Genomic DNA, 16003 nt, shown 5'->3' with positions numbered 1-16003 from the left:
ATGTGTCCAGGCTGCAAGCCGAGCACCTGTACAAGGTGTTCGGCAGACGACCCGAGGACGCGGTCCGCAAACTCCAGGCCGGCGCCGGCCGGGACGAGTTGCGGGCCGAAGGCACCACCGCCGCGGTGATCGACGCCTCCATCGAGGTGGACGAGGGCCAGATCTTCGTCGTCATGGGTCTGTCCGGATCCGGCAAGTCCACGCTGCTGCGCATGCTGAACGGGCTGCTGGAACCGACCTCGGGCACCGTCCGCTTCGACGGCCAGGACCTCACCTCGCTCAGCGACAAGGAGCTGCGCACCGTCCGCTCCCGGAAGATCTCCATGGTCTTCCAGCACTTCGCGCTCTTCCCGCACCGCAGCGTGCTGGAGAACGCCGCCTACGGTCTGGAGGTCCAGGGCGTGGCGCGCGCCGAGCGGGAGCGGCGCGCGACCCAGGCGCTGGAGCTGGCCGGACTCAAGGGCTGGGAGAAGTCCTGGCCGGACGAGCTCTCCGGCGGTATGCAGCAGCGGGTCGGCCTGGCCCGCGCGCTGGCCACCGACGCCGACCTGCTGCTGATGGACGAGTCCTTCAGCGCGCTCGACCCGCTGATCCGCCGCGACATGCAGGACCAGCTCCTGGAGCTCCAGAAGACACTGAAGAAGACCATCGTCTTCATCACCCACGACCTCAACGAGGCGATGCGGCTCGGCGACCGGATCGCGGTCATGCGCGACGGCCGGATCGTCCAGACCGGCAGCGCCGAGGACATCCTCGTCCGGCCCGCCAACGACTATGTCGCCTCCTTCATCCAGGACGTGGACCGCAGTCGGGTGCTGACCGCCGGTGCGGTCATGGCGGAGGTCGGCACCGTCCTCGGCATGACCTGCCCGGACGGGACGAAGCTCGGCACCGCCGCCGAGTTCCGGGCCGCCGCGCCCGCCACCGTCGGCACCGAGACCCCGCTCGTGGAGCTGTTCAGCGCCTGTTCGGCCAGCGACGTACCGGTCGCGGTCACCGACGAGCGCGGCGAACTGGCCGGCGCGGTCACCGCCGAGCGGCTGCTCGCCGTCCTCGGCGAGCCGGGCCGACCGGCACCCGGTGCAAGCACCGGCTCCACTGGAGCGGCTGGAGCCGCGCCCCCTGCTGTGCCGACCCAGTCCGGGTCCTCCGCCAAGACCGGGACCGAGACCGGGACCGAGGGGACGGTGGCCGCCGATGCCTAGGATCCAGATAGGCAGCTGGGCCAACGACGCCGTCAACTGGCTGCGGGACAACCTCGACTGGCTGTTCAACCTGATCACCACGGTCCTGAACGGCCTCTACAACGCCATCCACACCGTCCTCGCGGCCCCCGAACCGCTGATCCTGGCGGGCATCCTGGCGGTGCTCGCCTGGTGGCTGCGCGGGCTGCCGGCCGCGGTGCTCACCTTCCTCGGCTTCGCGCTGATCGACTCCATCCAGCAGTGGAACCCGACCATCGAGTCGCTCTCGCTGGTGCTGGTGGCCTGCCTGATCACCGTCGTGGTCGCGGTGCCGCTGGGCATCTGGGCGGCCCGCAGCAAGGTCGTCGGCGGGGTGCTGCGCCCCGTGCTGGACCTGATGCAGACCATGCCGGCGATGGTCTACCTCATCCCCGGCATCCTCTTCTTCGGCCTCGGTGTCGTCCCCGGCATCGTCGCCACCATCGTCTTCTCCATGCCGCCCGCGGTGCGGATGACCGAGCTGGGCATCCGGCAGGTGGACGAGGAACTGGTCGAGGCGGCCGAGGCGTTCGGCACCCACCCGCGGCGCACCCTCCTGCGGGTGCAGCTGCCGCTGGCGCTGCCCACGATCATGGCCGGAATCAACCAGGTCATCATGCTCGCGCTGTCCATGGTCGTGATCGCCGGCATGGTCGGCGGCGGTGGCCTGGGCGCCTCCGTCTACAACGCCATCAGCTCGGTCAACGTGGCCCTGGGCGCCGAGGCCGGCCTCGCCGTGGTCATCCTCGCCATGTACCTGGACCGGATGACCGGCGCGCTCAACCAGCGGGTCTCGCCGCTCGGCCGGCGGGCGCTGGCCAAGGCGCAGGCGGCGCTGGGCGGATGGAGGTTCCTGCACTGGCGGCCGGCGACCTCGGTGGCCATGGTCGGCGTCGTCGTCCTGGCGCTGCTGGCCGGCGGGATGAGCTACCTGAACAAGGGCGGCGGCGCCGGGTCCGGCGGCAACGGCAAGCCGATCACCCTGGGCTACGTCAACTGGGACGAGGGCAAGGCCACCACCTACCTCTGGAAGGAGATCCTGGAGGAGCGCGGCTACAAGCCCAAGGTCCAGGCGCTGGAGGCCGGCCCGCTCTTCGCCGGGCAGGCCCGCGGCGACATCGACGTCCAGACCAACGCCTGGCTGCCGGTCACCCACGCCGAGTACTGGAACAAGTACAAGGACAAGCTGGAGGACCTCGGCACCTGGTACGACAAGACCTCGCTGGAGATCGCGGTCCCGTCGTACGTCAAGGACGTCAAGACGCTCGACGACCTCAAGGGCAAGGGCGCCGAGTTCGGCGGCAGGATCACCGGCATCGAGCCGGGCGCCGGTGAGATGAAGATCCTCAAGGACAAGGTCCTCAAGGACTACGGCCTCGGCGGCGAGTACCAGGTGCAGGAGTCCAGCACCGCCTCCATGCTGAGCGAGCTGGACCGCGCCCTCCACAACAAGAAGCCGATCGCGGTCACCCTGTGGTCCCCGCACTGGGCGTACGACAAGTACCAGCTCACCAAGCTCAAGGACCCCAAGGGCTCCTTCGGCTCCGGCGACGGCCTGCACCTGATCGGCCGCAAGGGCTTCAGCAAGGACCTGCCCGAGGTCGCGAAGTGGATGAAGAACTTCCACCTCGACGAGAAGCAGCTCACCAGCCTGGAGAACGACATCAAGTCGGCCGGTGAGGGCCATGAGCAGGACGGCGTCCGCACCTGGCTGAAGAAGAACCCGGGCCTGGTCGAGAAGATCGCCCCGTCCGCGCACGCCAGCTACGCCAAGGGCAAGGACGCCGGCAAGGCCCCCCATATCGGCTACCCGGCGTGGGACGAGGGCATCGCCACCGCCTACCTGTGGAAGAACGTCCTGGAGAAGCGCGGCTACCGCCCCGACCTGCGCAACCTCGACGTCGGACCGATGTGGACCGGCCTGTCCACCGGCCAGATCGACGTGGAGACCGACGGCTGGCTGCCGGTCGCCCAGAAGCAGTACTGGGACCAGTACCAGAACGACCTCACCGACGTCGGCGCCTGGTACGACAAGACCTCGCTGGAGATCGCCGTCCCCTCGTACGTCAAGGACGTCAAGTCCATGGACGACCTGCGGGAGCACAAGGACGAGTTCAAGGGCAAGATCATCGGCATCGAGCCGGGCACCGGCGAGATGCAGCGCCTGAAGAGCACCGTGCTGCCCGCCTACGGCCTGACGGACTTCGAGGTCACCTCGGCCGGCACCAGCGCGATGCTCGCGGAGCTGGACCGGGCCTACCACAAGAAGGAGCCGATCGCGGTCGTCCTGTGGTCGCCGCACTGGGCGTACAGCAAGTACCAGCTCACCAAGCTCGCCGACCCCAAGGGCACCTGGGGCGCCAACAACCAGATCAAGACGCTCGCCAACAAGAGCTTCCCGGACAAGTTCCCGGAGTTCCACGGCTGGCTGAAGAACTGGAAGATGTCCCCCGACGAGCTCGGCAGCCTGGAGCAGGACATCCAGGACGCCGGAAAGGGCAACGAGGACAAGGGCGTCGAGAAGTGGATCGACGACCACCCGGGCATCGTGGACAAGATGGCACCGGTGAAGTAGCCCCGGACCACGGGCTCATGGCGGCGCGCCCCGCCCCGGCAACGGCCGGCGGCGGGGCGCGCCGTCGTTCCCGGACACGGTGGCGGCGGCCCGCCACCTGACTGGGCGCGTCCGCCTGGCCCGGCGGGCCGGCCGGTGGTTCGCTCGCCCTGTGCCGGTGTCCGTCCTCGGCGGCCACAGCAGCCGCGGCCGGCCCGGGAGCCGACCGTGAAGCCTGCCCGACCGACCGCCGCCGTGCTGCTCGGCCTCCTCGCGGTCACCCTGGCCGCACCGGCGGCCCGGGCCGCGGCCGAGCCCGATCCGGTGGTGGCCGGCGAGCGGGTCAGCATCAACGACGGCGGATGGTGCGGGCCGATCCGGCAGGCCACCGCGGCCTCGGAGCTGTTCGGGGCGGTGGCGCTGCGGCCCGTCGCCCGGGGAATGGCCGCGGAGGTCCGGGTCGGCCAGGAGGTGGCACCGGGCCGCTACCAGGTGACCATCGAGTGCGGGCGCGGCGGGGCCCGGCACGTCGACAGCGTGACGGTGACCGAGGGGCGGGCCGACTCCGTCGGCGCGGCGCAGGTGATCGGAGGGTTGGCGCTGTTGGCGGTGGCGGGTGGGGCGGCGTATCGGCTGCGGCGTCGGGGGTCCGCGGCCCTTGGTTGACATCCCACGGTGTCGGCCCTTTCGCTGCGCTCGGCCGGCTTCCCGCGGTGTCGGCCTTCCCGCCGTGGGGTTTGCCTTGTGCGCCTGCGGCGCGGGCGGATCCGCTGCGCGGGGCTGTTGGGTGCGGTGCCGGGGCTGCGGGGCTGGGGGTGTCCGGACTGCTGCGCTTTACGTCCGGACACCCCCAGCCCCGCAGCCCCGTCCCCTCCCGTGGGTGGTCATCAAGACGGTGGGTGGGGGCCCGCGTGAGTGGTGTCAACGGGGTGGTGGGGTGGTGGGGTTGGGTTCTCCGGTGGGGTGGGGGTGGACGCGTACGGTGGGGGGATGGAGCTGCGTGGAGGCGGGCGGCGGGTGGTGTCGCTGGTGCCGTCGTTGACCGAGGCGGTGGCGGTGAGCGCGCCGGGGATGGTGGTCGGGGCGACCGACTGGTGCAGTCATCCGGTGGGGCTGGATGTCGTGCGGATCGGTGGGACCAAGAACCCCGATACCGAACGGATCGCCCGTCTGGCGCCGGATCTGGTGATCGCCAATGAGGAGGAGAACCGTCCGCAGGACCTCGACGCGCTGCGGGAGGCGGGGCTGGCCGTCATGGTCACCGAGGTCCGCACCCTGGAGCAGGCGTTCCGGGAGCTGGCGCGGGTGCTGGTGGAGGGCTGCGGGCTGGCCCGGCCCGGGTGGTTGGACGCCGCCGAGGAGGCATGGCGGGCGTTGCCGGGCGGGCCGCCGGAGCGGGCCGCGGTGGTGCCGATCTGGCGGCGGCCGTGGATGGTGCTGGGGCGGGACACCTTCGCCGGGGACGTGCTGGCCCGGCTCGGGGTGCGCAACGTCCACGCCGGGCACGCCGAGCGGTATCCGCGGATCCCGCTGGAGGACCTCCGTGCCGCGTCGGCGGACCTGGTCGTGCTGCCCGACGAGCCCTACCGCTTCACCGCGGAGGACGGGCCCGAGGCGTTTCCCGGGCTGCCCGCCGCGCTGCTCAGCGGGCGCCATCTGACCTGGTACGGGCCCTCGTTGGTGGAGGCGCCGAAGGTGCTGGCGGCGGCCCTGGACGGGCCGGCGCTGCTCCGCAGCACCGGCCCCTGAGCCGTCAGGCCGCCGTCCGTCGGGGCGCCGCGGCGGGCGGCGGGGCCAGCAGTGTGCCGCGCAGCAGGCCCTGGGCGGTGCGCGTGCCGGCGACCGCGACCGCGGTGACCAGGAGCGCGAACAGCGCCGTCGCGAGCCAGCCGAAGGCCGTCAGCCCGGTGTGCCGGGCCAGGCCCGCGGCGCCGGTGACGCAGGTGCCGAGGGGGAAGGTGAAGCCCCACCAGGTCATCGCGAAGCCCATGCCGTGCCGGGCGGCGCGCACCACCAGCGCCGTCGCCAGCACCAGCCACAGCAGCGCGAAGCCCAGCACCGGCACTCCGTAGAGCACCGCGAAGGCGCTCATGGCGTGCGCGTACGAGGGGACGACGACTCCGGGGGCGGCGTCGGCGAGGTTGTTGACGGCGGTGGTGGACTGGCCCAGCGGACCCAGGACGAGGAAGAGGGCGGGGGTGAGGGCGAGCGGTAGCGGCCCGTGGTGGATCAGCCGGCTGAGCACCAGCGGCAGCACCAGCACGGTCATCAGCAGCGACATCCCGAAGAGCGCGTAGCACCCCAGCAGCAGCGTCTCGCGCGGCTGGCCGGGCGGCAGGTGCGGCACCAGCGCGGGGCCCAGCGCGGCCGAGACCATCGGGGCGACCAGCGGCAGCAGCCACACCGGTGAGGCGCTGCCCTCGGTGATCCGGTGCCGGACCACCATCAGGTACGGGATGCCCGCGGCGGCGGCCAGGCCGACCAGGGTTCCCACGGACCACAGCACCGCGTCGGCGGCGACCGCGGCCGGCTCGCCGAGCACGTCCTTGCCGACCGCCAGGGTGCCGCCGCCGACCGCGAGCAGCGCCATGGACAGGCACCCGTAGAACGGGGCGACGGTCGGGTCGAGCAGGTGGCGGCGGGCCTGGTCGCGGTGGTGGATCCAGTGGACGGCGCGGGCGGCCAACAGGGTGAGCAGCATCAGCGCCGACAGCGCCCAGACCACCCGGTACGCCGTGCGGAGGCCGGGCGCGGCGAGTGGCAGCGTCGCGCCGGCGTTGGCGACGATCGCGGTGCCCATGACGGCGGCGTACCAGTTCGGGCCGAGGTGACGGACCGAGGGGCCGGTGCCGGGGGAGCCGCCGCTGGTGGCGGGGTTCCGGGACGGGGTGGGGGCGAGCGTTGGCATGTCTCCAGGTTCGCCGGAGCGGGGCGCGCCCACCAGGGATCTTGTTTCTATGAGGGCATAAGCTGGGGTTATGAGTGGGGAGATCAAGGGGCGGCCGGTCGAGCCGCCGGAAGCCGGCGTGCCGCTGCACCACCGGGTGCCCGACCTCGGGGCGCTGGAGCTGCTGCTCGCCGTCGCCCGGCTCGGCAGTCTGGGCCGGGCCGCCCGAACACTGGGCATCACCCAGCCGGCCGCCAGCAGCCGGATCCGGTCCATGGAGCGGCAGTTGGGGGTGGCGCTGGTCGAGCGGTCGCCGCGCGGCTCCCGGCTCACCGACGCCGGGGTGCTGGTCACCGACTGGGCGCGCCGGGTGGTGGAGGCCGCCGAGGCGTTCGACGCCGGCACCCAGGCGCTGCGCGGGCGGCGCGACTCCCGGCTGCGGGTCGCGGCCAGCATGACCATCGCCGAGTACCTGCTGCCCGGCTGGCTGATCGCGCTGCGCGCCCAGCGCCCGGGGACGGCCGTGTCGCTGCTGGCCGGGAACTCCCGGGTGGTCGCCGAGCGGCTGCTGGCGGGCGAGGCGGACCTCGGCTTCGTGGAGGGGCTGGACGTCCCGGCGGGGCTGGACGGCGCGGTGATCGGCCACGACCGGCTCATCGTGGTGGCCGCCCCGTCCCACCCCTGGGCCCGGCGGCGCACCGAACTGACCGCCGTCGAGCTGGCCGCCACGCCGCTGATCCTGCGGGAGCGCGGCTCGGGCACCCGCCAGGTGCTGGACGCGGCACTGGCCGAGGCGGGCGGGCTGGCCGAGCCGCTGCTGGAGCTGGCCTCGACCACCGCGGTGAAGTCGGCGGTGGTCAGCGAGGCGGCCCCGTCCGTGGTGAGCGAGCTGGCGGTCCGCGAGGAGCTGACCGCCGGCCGGCTGGTGGAGGTCCCGGTGCGTGCGCTGCGGCTGGGCCGGGAGCTGCGCGCGGTGTGGCCGGCCGGCCAGCGCCCGGTGGGCCCGGCCCGCGATCTGCTGGGGTTGACCCGGCGCGTGTCCTGACCCGGCCGGGGTCGCCCGCGGCCGTCAGCCCGCCCCGGCCGGTGCGGTCCGGCCGCCCGCGTCCAGCCGGTCGAAGAGCGCTGAGAGCAGCGCGGCGGTGAGCGCGGCGGCCGGTACGCCGCTGCCGAAGAGGGTGTGCGCCCAGTCGGGCAGCGGCGCGTACAGCCGCGGGGCCAGGACGGGGAGCAGGCCGGCCAGGAGGGCCAGGGCGACGATGGTGGAGGCGGCGCGGTCGGTGAGGTCGGTGCGGCGCAGCATGTCGATGCCCATGGCGGCGATCACCGCGTAGATCACCAGGGCGGCGCCGCCGACGACCGGCACCGGCAGCGCCGCCAGCAGCCGGGTGACCGGCGCCAGCAGCCCGCCGACGACCAGCAGCGCCCCGGCCGCCGCGGTCACGAACCGGCTGCGCACGCCGGTGAGTCGGACGATGCCGATGTTCTCCGCGCTGGTCACCATCGTCGTGCCGCCGAGCAGCCCGGCGGCGAGCGAGGCCACCGCGTCCGCGCGGGCGGTGCGCGGTACGTCGCGGGCCGGCTCCGGGGCCCGGCCCACCGCCTCGCTGTTGAGCACCGTCTGACCGGTGGCCTCGGCGAGCGAGGCGAGCGCGAAGACCAGCAGCGGCAGCGCGGCAAGCAGATCGAAGTGCGGCGCACCGTACGGGAGGAGGCGGGGGAGGGCCAGCACCGCGTCTCCGGGTACCGCGCGGAACGGGGCGTCGGTCAGGGCCGCGGTGGCGGTGCCCACCGCCATGCCCAGCAGGACCGACAGCTGGCGCAGGACGCCGCGCAGCAGCACGAGGCCCAGCGCGGTGGCGGCTACGGTGACCAGCGCCGGACCGCTGCCGACGGCCGCCATCGGGGCCGCCGCGGCGACCATGTTGACGCCGATGACCAGCACCGTGGTGCCCATCACCAGCGGCGGGAAGAACCGCACGATCCGCCCGTACAGCGGCAGGACGGCCAGCAGCAGCGCGGCCGCGAGCAGCACCGCGCCGGAGGCGGTGGCCGGTCCGTGCTCCCGGGCGATCTGGAGGAAGAGGGCCGCCGCCGCGCCGCCGGGCAGCATCATGAACGGCAGCCGGGCGCCGATCCGCAGCACCCCGAAGGACTGCAGCAGCGCCCCGATGCCGCACAGCACGAGGGTGGCGCTGAGCAGGGCGGCGGTGCGGTCGGGCGGCAGGCGCAAGCCGCCGGCCAGCAGGAAGACGGTGGAGACCGGCGCGGCGAGCATCGCCAGGACGTGCTGGGCGGCGAGCGGCACCAGCCGGGCTGGGGGCACCCGTGCGTCCACCGGCGCCACGGCGGGCGCGGGGGCGGCCATCGCTACACCTGCCGCTTCAGCCAGGGGAGTTCCCCGGCGGCGTAGCGGTAGGCGCGGAAGACCGCGTTGTGCCGGCTGGGGAACAGCTCGCCGACCTCCGGTTCGTGGTAGCCGCCGAACTCCGGGACGACGTACTCCCAGCACACCTGCCCCTCGGCGGTGACCTCGAAGAGCCGGCCGGCGGGGGAGTCGGTGACCAGGGTGTTGCCGTTGGGCAGTCGCTGGGCGCTGCCCATGAACGGCGCGAAGAACGCCTCCCGGGCCGGGTCGTGGTACTCCCAGACCACCGCGCCGGTGGCCCGTTCCACCTCGATGACGCGGGAGTGGGGTACGTCGCAGCCGGGCCGGAAGACGCCGTTGTCGAAGATCAGGAAGTTGCCGTTCGGCAGCTCGGTGGGATGGTGCTGCTGGGAGACCACGCCGGGCCCGGTGCGCCAGAGCACCTCGCCGGTCGCCCGGCTGATGACGATCACCGCCGAGGTGCTGCGCAGGCTGGCCAGCACGTTGCCGTCGGCGAGCGGCAGCACGGAGTTGATCAGCGGCCAGTGCTCGCGGGAGTAGGCGGGGTGCAGGGCGTAGCCGTCCGGGTCGAGGTGGTCGGCGGCGTTCCAGGACCACAACAGCCGCCCGTCCGCGTCGACTTCGCGGAGGGTGTCGGCGTACACCGTGCCGTCCGGCGCGGAGCCGGGGACGCCGCCGCGGACCGCCGCGGCCCGGTCGCCGGTGAGCGGTTCCAGCGCGGAGTAGAGGATCCGCCCGTCGCCGTGGTGGTGGGCGTCGTGGTGCTGGAGCGGATCGGTGAAGGAGCGCAGCACCGTGCCGTCCGGGGCGATCTCCTGCATCAGGCCGCCGCGGTACTTGTGCCACATCGGGAAGAGCGCGTGCTGGTCCGGGAGGGTGGCGTTGTAGGCGAGGTTGCCGTTGGGGAGGATGCGGGCGTGACGGCCGGGGCGGTGCGGCAGCTGCCAGCGGTGGACGACGGTGCCGCGCAGGTCGATCAGCAGGACCTGGCCGCCGCCGGTGAGCGGGGCGTAGAGCGTGTAGCCGTCGTACGCGGCGGTGGCGTCGAGCGCGATCAGGCCGGTGCCGCGGCGGCGCCGTGTGTTTTGATCGACTGCGGTAGGGCCGGAGGTCATGCCGAGTTCCCCTCGTCAAACTACGTCTTGTCAAACTTTGTTTGATGGGATCAAACAGCGTAGACGCTAGGGGCGGAGTGTTGCAGCGCCGTGAACGGCTCGATAAGGAGTGTGCGGGTGCGCGAGGGAGTCGGTGAGGAGCGGGGGATGGGCGGGGGCGAGGCCGGGGCGGAGGTCCCGCGGGTGGGGACGGCGGTCCGTCGGCGGCGCCGCGCGCGGGAGTTGACGCTGGCCGACCTCGCCCGCGCCACCGGGCTGTCCGCGCCCTTCCTCAGCCAGGTCGAGAACGACCGGGCCCGGCCGAGCATGCGCTCGCTCCAACTGATCGCCGACGCCCTGGAGACGACCGCCGTCCGGCTGCTGGCCGCCGCCGACGGGCCGCGCACGGTCGATGTGGTGCGGGCCGACTCCGCCGCGGTCCCCGAGGACGGCGAGGTCGGCCGGGTGCGCCCGCTGGTCCGCGGCCACCAGCAGCTGCACGCCCTGGAGTTCACCGGCCGGCACGACTGGCGGCGCGAATTCCGGCATCCGCACGACGAGTTGATGTACGTCATCCAGGGCGCGGTGGAGGCCGAGGCGGACGGCCACCGCTACGAGCTCGGACCGGGCGACACCCTCTACTGCTCCGGCGGGGTCACCCACCGCTGGCGGGCGCTGGTCCCGGAGAGCCGGGTGCTGCTGGTGGGGGTGTCGGACGACTTCCGGGGCTGAGCCGCCGAGGGCCAGGACGGGACCCTGCGCGACGGGCGTTGTCAGACCCGCGCGCTACTGTGTGCGCAATCGTCGATCGCGGCCGTTCCGGCGGCCGCGGTAGCGACTGACGCACCGTCACCGGACAACAGGGGGATGCCCGATGAAGCTGAAGACCGCCGTTCCCGCACTCGCCTGCGCGGCCGTGCTCGGCACGGTCGTGGCCGGCGGGACCGCCGCCGCCGCGCCCGCGACCGCCCGCCCGGCCGCCGTGGCACGGGCCGCCGCGCCCGCCACCTGCGTCTACGCGGAGGCCAAGGAGAGCGTGAAGATCCGCAACGCTCGGAAGGTGAACGCCACCGCGCTCGGGCTGCTCCCCAAGGGCGCGCTGGGCTGCCGCACCAGCACCCCGACCACCGCCGGCGAGTCCTACGACCTCTGCGGCGTCAAGGACAACGCCTGGTCGGAGATCACCTACCGCGGCAGCCGCGGCTGGATACCCCGCGGCTGCACGGTGAACCGCGCCTAGGTCCTGACCCGTCGGGCAGGCCCTGGGGCGTGTCCGCCGAAGCGGGCGCCCGGTGGTCGGGCGCCCGCCGGGCCGTCAGGGGTTCACACCCCGGCCGGGGACGCCTCGCGGGCCGCCGCCACCAGCGCGTCCATCACCCGGGTGTCCTCGCCGGCCTCCGGATGCCACTGCACCGCCAGCGTGAAGGCCGGTGCGTCCGGCAGCTCCACCGCCTCGATGGTGCCGTCCGCCGCGTGGGCCGAGGCCACCAGCCCGCGGCCGAGCCGGTCCACCGCCTGGTGGTGGTAGGTCGGCACGGCCACCGGCTCGGGCAGCGCGGCGGCCAGCAGCGTGCTGGGCACCGGCTCGATGTCGTGCCGGCCGAAGACCCCGGGCGGACCGGAGTGCCCGTCCAGGTGCTGGACGAGGGTGCCGCCGAGCGCCACGTTCAGCAGCTGGAGCCCCCGGCAGATGCCCAGTAGCGGCACCCGGGCCGCCAACGCCGCCTCGATCAGGGCCAGTTCCCAGGCGTCCCGGTCCGGCGCGGGCGGGCCGGTTCGGGGGTGCGGCTCCGCGCCGTAGCGGTCCGGGGCGATGTCCGCGCCGCCGGCGATCACCAGTCCGTCCAGCCGGGCGACGGTCGCTGCGGCGGTCTCCGGGTCACCGGGCGGCAACAGCGCCGCCAGCCCGCCCGAGCGCCGCACCAGGCGGGGATATCCGGCGGGCACCAGCGCGGCGGGCAGCGTCCACACCCCCCACCGGGCCTCTTCCTGGTAGGTGCTGATGCCGATGAGGGGCGGCTGCGGCTGGGACATCGGGTGGTTCCTCCGTACGGTGCGGTGCGGGGCGGGTCAGTCGCGTTCGAGTTCGGCCTCGGCGGCGGCCAGCGCCGCGAACTCCTCCTCGGGCGCGGCGGCCACCAGCCGGTGGCGGGAGTAGAAGGCGAAATAAGCCAGGGCGACCCCGTAGACGCCGAGTGCGATGAACGCGGCCTCCTTGTCGACCAGGAACGTCGCCACCAGCGCCGAGCATGCCAGCACGAAGGCGACGGCGGAGGTCAGCATGCCGCCGGGGGTGCGGTACGGGCGGTGCAGACCGGGCTCGCGACGGCGCAGCACGAGGTGCGAAAGGGCCATCAGCGCATAGGAGATGGTGGCCCCGAAGACCGCGACGTTGAGCATCCGGGCGCCGTCGCCGGTCGCCGCGGCGAGCCCGAAGCCCAGCGCGCCGGGGACCAGCAGCCCCAGGTAGGGCGCCTTGCGGCGGCTGGTCAGGGAGAGGAAGCGGGGCAGATAGCCGGCCCGGGAGAGCGCGAAGAGCTGCCGGGAGCCGGCGAAGATCAGGGAGAAGAAGGACGCCACCAGGCCGGCCAGCCCGGCGTAGTTGACGATCCGGCTGACCGTGGTCGGGGTGCCGTGCGGCTGGAGCGCCTGGACCAGCGGGTCGCCGACGGACTGGATCGCGGCCGAGCCGCGTGCCCCGGTCGCCGCGGCGAAGGTGATCAGCGCGAGCAGCAGCAGGACGCCCATCGCGGCGGCCATCGCCCGGGGCAGTGAGCGGACCGGGTCCTTGGTCTCCTCGGCCGCCAGTGGCACACCCTCCACGCCCAGGAAGAACCACATGCCGAACGGGAACGCCGCCCAGATCCCCAACACGCCGAACGGCAGCCAGGAACTCGCCCCGAAGGCACCGGACTTGACCGGGATGTCGTTGAGCGCGTCCACATGGAAGTCGCTGAGCGCGGCGACCGCGAAGACCAGCAGCGCGGCGACCGCGATCGCGGTGACGATCAGGCTGAACCGCAGCGCCTCGCCCACGCCCCACAGATGGATCCCGATGAAGATCACGAAGCAGGCGAGATAGACCGGCCAGCTGGAGTGCAGCCCGAACAGTCCCAGCGATTCGACGTAGTCGCCGATGAAGATGGAGATCGCGGCCGGCGCCAGCACGTACTCGATCAGGATCGCGGTGCCGGTCAGGAAGCCGCCCCAGGTGCCCAGCGCGCGCCGGGCGAAGCCGTAGCCGCCGCCCGCGGTGGGCAGGATCGAGGCCAGCTCCGCCAGCGCGAAGACCAGGCAGGTGTACATCAGGCCCATCAGGACCGCGGCTATCGCCAGCCCGCCGAAACCGCCCTGTGCCAGCCCGTTGTTCCAGCCGGAGAAGTCGCCGGAGACGACGTAGGCGACCCCCAGGCCGGTCAGCAGCAGCGGGCCGGCGCTGCCGCGGCGCAGCGTCCGCCGCTCCAGATAGGCGTCGCCGTCGCCCGGGGGCCCGCCACCGGGGGACGCTGCGGTCTGCGCACGGGTGCTGTCGGCCATGAGCCGCTCCTGCCTCGCGGGGACATCCGGAGTAAAGGTTTAGCCGCATACCTTTGCTGTCCGGGTGGCTCAGCGCAAGACCCCTGCGTAAAAGACTGGTTACGGGGCGGCGGAGCGGGCCGCGGGGCCGGTGCGGCGGGGGCTACGGGGCCGGCGCCGCCAGGAAGCCGCGCAGCAGGGCCGCGGTGCCGCAGCAGTGCTCCCGCATCACCTCGCGGGCGCCGTCCGCGTCGCCCTCCAGCACCGCCTCCACCAGCGCGGCGTGCTGGGTCTGGGAGTGCTCCAGATTCCGCACCAGCAGCGGGATGCAGTCCAGCAGGTCGTTGACGCCGGCCCGGACCGCGGCGTACTGGGCGGCCAGCGACGGCGACCCGGACAGCTCCGCCAGGGTCAGGTGGAGCAGCGTGTCGCGCCGGCGGTAGTCGGCCAGCGGCGCGTCCTGGGTCGCGGCCAGCGCCTCCCGCAGCCGCTCCGCCTGGTCGTCCGACAGCCCGTGCGTCGCGCACAGCCCGGCCGCGCCGACCTCCAGCACCTCGCGGAAGCGCAGCACGTCCTCCACGTCGATGCCCTCGACCCGGCGGCGCAGCTCCGCCTCGCCCGGATTCTCGGTGCGCACCCGCACGAAGGTGCCCCCGTACCGGCCGCGCCGGCTCTCCACCAGGCCCTCGTCCTGGAGGACCTTGAGCACCTCGCGCAGGGTGACCCGGCTGATCTGCAGCCGCTCCGCCAACTCCCGCTCGGCGGGCAGCCGTTCGCCCTGCGGCACCAGCCCGAGCCGGACGATCTGGAGTATCTGCTCCAGCGCCTCCTCGAAGCCGTTGCCCGCCCGGACCGGCCGCAGCACCGGCGCCAGCCGATCGGACGCACCGTCCATCTGAACCCCTTCCCAATCAATGGTTCGCGTGCCTACCTTATGACCTCCGGATGCAGCGACAGGAGGCACCACCGTGGCAGACCGCAGGCCCCCGCTCTCCGTCGAGGAGCTCACCGCCCTCGTCGACAACGGGGAGATCGACACTGTCGTCCTCGCCTTCACCGATATGCAAGGCAGGCTCCAGGGCAAGCGGTTCGCCGCCCGCTACTTCCTCGACACCGTCCTCGAACACGGCACGGAGGGCTGCAACTACCTCCTCGCCGTCGACGTCGACCTGAACACCGTCGACGGCTATGCGATGTCCTCCTGGGAGCGCGGCTACGGCGACTTCGCCATGCACGGCGACCCCGCCACCCTCCGCCGCACCCCCTGGAACCCCGGCACCGCCCTGATCACCGCCGATCTCGCCTGGCACGACGGCTCCCCGGTCGTCGCCTCCCCCCGGCAGATCCTCCGCCGCCAGCTCGACCGGCTGGCCGAGCGCGGCTGGACCGCCCACGCCGGCACCGAGCTGGAGTTCATGATCTTCAAGGACTCCTACGAGGACGCCTGGACGCGCGGCTACCGGGGGATGACCCCGGCCAACCAGTGGAACGGCGACTACTCGGTCCTCGGCACCGGCCGGGTCGAGCCCGTCCTGCGCCGGATCCGCAACGAGATGGGCGCGGCCGGCATGACCGTCGAGTCCGCCAAGGGCGAGTGCAACCTCGGCCAGCACGAGATCGTGTTCGTCTACGACGAGGCGCTCACCACCTGCGACCAGCACAGCATCTACAAGACCGGCGCCAAGGAGATCGCCGCCCAGGAGGGCATGGCGCTCACCTTCATGGCCAAGTACGACGAGCGCGAGGGCAATTCCTGTCACATCCACCTCTCGCTCCAGGACGAGCTGGGCCGGCCGGTGCTGGCCGACGACGCGGGACCGCACGGCATGTCGCGGACCATGCAGCACTTCCTCGCCGGCCAACTCGCCGCGATGCGCGACTTCACGCTGCTGTACGCCCCCAACATCAACTCCTACAAGCGGTTCCGCCCCGGCTCCTTCGCGCCCACCGCCGTCGCCTGGGGCCCGGACAACCGCACCTGCGCCCTGCGGGTGGTCGGCCACGGCCGCTCCCACCGCCTGGAGAACCGCCTGCCCGGCGGTGACGTCAATCCCTACCTCGCGGTCGCCGGCATGGTCGCGGCCGGCCTGTACGGCATAGAGCACGAGCTGGAGCTCCCCGACGCCACCACCGGCAACGCCTACACGGGGGGTGCCGCGCACGTCCCCACCACCCTCCGCGAGGCCGCCGACCTGTGGGAGCGCAGCCCGATCGCCCGCGCCGCCTTCGGCGACGAGGTTGTCGACCACTACCGCCACATGGCCCGCGTCGAACAGGACGCCTACGACGCCGCCGTCACGGACTGGGAGCGCTTCCGCTCCTTCGAGCGCATGTGAGGAA

Annotated in this window: 14 protein-coding genes; 8 read left to right on the top strand and 6 right to left on the bottom strand. The window is 73.2% G+C overall.

What is annotated here, in order from left to right; genetic code table 11:
* The first annotated feature begins 2 nt into the window (after positions 1-2).
* The 4 genes from JNO44_RS11525 (at position 3) to JNO44_RS11510 (ending at position 5526) form a co-directional block, all read left to right on the top strand.
* Positions 3-1205, top strand: a complete 1203-nt coding sequence (locus tag JNO44_RS11525; RefSeq protein ID WP_205363633.1) for a quaternary amine ABC transporter ATP-binding protein — start codon at positions 3-5, stop codon at positions 1203-1205.
* Positions 1198-3798, top strand: a complete 2601-nt coding sequence (locus JNO44_RS11520; protein WP_205363632.1) for an ABC transporter permease/substrate binding protein — start codon at positions 1198-1200, stop codon at positions 3796-3798. The genes JNO44_RS11525 and JNO44_RS11520 overlap by 8 nt, the downstream gene beginning before the upstream one ends.
* Before the next feature lie 207 nt (positions 3799-4005).
* Positions 4006-4443, top strand: a complete 438-nt coding sequence (locus JNO44_RS11515) for a hypothetical protein (RefSeq protein WP_235092895.1) — start codon at positions 4006-4008, stop codon at positions 4441-4443.
* 324 nt (positions 4444-4767) lie between these two features.
* Positions 4768-5526, top strand: coding sequence for a helical backbone metal receptor (locus JNO44_RS11510; protein ID WP_205363631.1), 759 nt, complete (start codon positions 4768-4770; stop codon positions 5524-5526).
* A gap of 4 nt (positions 5527-5530) precedes the next feature.
* Here the strand turns inward: JNO44_RS11510 and JNO44_RS11505 are convergent, their stop codons facing one another.
* Complete coding sequence (locus tag JNO44_RS11505) at positions 5531-6685, bottom strand: TDT family transporter (protein ID WP_205363630.1); 1155 nt, start codon at positions 6683-6685, stop codon at positions 5531-5533.
* A 70-nt stretch (positions 6686-6755) separates the two neighbouring features.
* Between JNO44_RS11505 and JNO44_RS11500 the strand changes: the two genes are divergently transcribed.
* Positions 6756-7709 carry a LysR family transcriptional regulator gene (locus JNO44_RS11500; protein WP_205363629.1) on the top strand — a complete coding sequence of 318 codons (954 nt, stop codon included), beginning with the start codon at positions 6756-6758 and terminating at the stop codon, positions 7707-7709.
* Between the two features lie 24 nt (positions 7710-7733).
* Here JNO44_RS11500 and JNO44_RS11495 read toward each other — a convergent pair whose 3' ends face one another.
* Both JNO44_RS11495 and JNO44_RS11490 read right to left on the bottom strand, forming a co-directional pair.
* The gene (locus JNO44_RS11495) at positions 7734-9032 is read right to left on the bottom strand and encodes a uracil-xanthine permease family protein (protein ID WP_205363627.1); all 1299 of its coding nucleotides are present in this window, start codon (positions 9030-9032) and stop codon (positions 7734-7736) included.
* A 2-nt stretch (positions 9033-9034) separates the two neighbouring features.
* Positions 9035-10168 (bottom strand): arylsulfotransferase family protein, encoded by a 1134-nt coding sequence (locus JNO44_RS11490; protein WP_073445353.1) that lies wholly within the window; start codon positions 10166-10168, stop codon positions 9035-9037.
* A 147-nt stretch (positions 10169-10315) separates the two neighbouring features.
* Between JNO44_RS11490 and JNO44_RS11485 the strand changes: the two genes are divergently transcribed.
* Both JNO44_RS11485 and JNO44_RS43380 read left to right on the top strand, forming a co-directional pair.
* Positions 10316-10879: a helix-turn-helix domain-containing protein gene (locus tag JNO44_RS11485; RefSeq protein ID WP_205369673.1), complete on the top strand. Its 564-nt coding sequence runs from the start codon at positions 10316-10318 to the stop codon at positions 10877-10879.
* Positions 10880-11021: 142 nt separating this feature from the next.
* The gene (locus JNO44_RS43380) at positions 11022-11387 is read left to right on the top strand and encodes a hypothetical protein (protein WP_240167522.1); all 366 of its coding nucleotides are present in this window, start codon (positions 11022-11024) and stop codon (positions 11385-11387) included.
* Positions 11388-11470: 83 nt separating this feature from the next.
* Here the strand turns inward: JNO44_RS43380 and JNO44_RS11475 are convergent, their stop codons facing one another.
* The 3 genes from JNO44_RS11475 to JNO44_RS11465 all read right to left on the bottom strand — a co-directional run bounded on the left by JNO44_RS11475 (position 11471) and on the right by JNO44_RS11465 (position 14558).
* Positions 11471-12181 (bottom strand): gamma-glutamyl-gamma-aminobutyrate hydrolase family protein, encoded by a 711-nt coding sequence (locus JNO44_RS11475; protein WP_205363626.1) that lies wholly within the window; start codon positions 12179-12181, stop codon positions 11471-11473.
* Positions 12182-12217: 36 nt separating this feature from the next.
* Positions 12218-13684, bottom strand: coding sequence for an ethanolamine permease (gene eat, locus JNO44_RS11470; protein WP_205363624.1), 1467 nt, complete (start codon positions 13682-13684; stop codon positions 12218-12220).
* Positions 13685-13826: 142 nt separating this feature from the next.
* Positions 13827-14558: a FadR/GntR family transcriptional regulator gene (locus JNO44_RS11465; protein ID WP_205363622.1), complete on the bottom strand. Its 732-nt coding sequence runs from the start codon at positions 14556-14558 to the stop codon at positions 13827-13829.
* Positions 14559-14631: 73 nt separating this feature from the next.
* On the opposite strand from JNO44_RS11465, the gene JNO44_RS11460 reads away from it, so the two are divergent.
* Positions 14632-15999 (top strand): glutamine synthetase family protein, encoded by a 1368-nt coding sequence (locus JNO44_RS11460; RefSeq protein WP_205363620.1) that lies wholly within the window; start codon positions 14632-14634, stop codon positions 15997-15999.
* Positions 16000-16003: the final 4 nt, after the last annotated feature.

The organism is Streptomyces noursei (genome assembly GCF_016917755.1).
In the GTDB taxonomy this organism is placed as follows: Bacteria; Actinomycetota; Actinomycetes; order Streptomycetales; family Streptomycetaceae; genus Streptomyces; species Streptomyces yunnanensis.
This window is presented reverse-complemented; position numbering and strand designations above follow the sequence as displayed.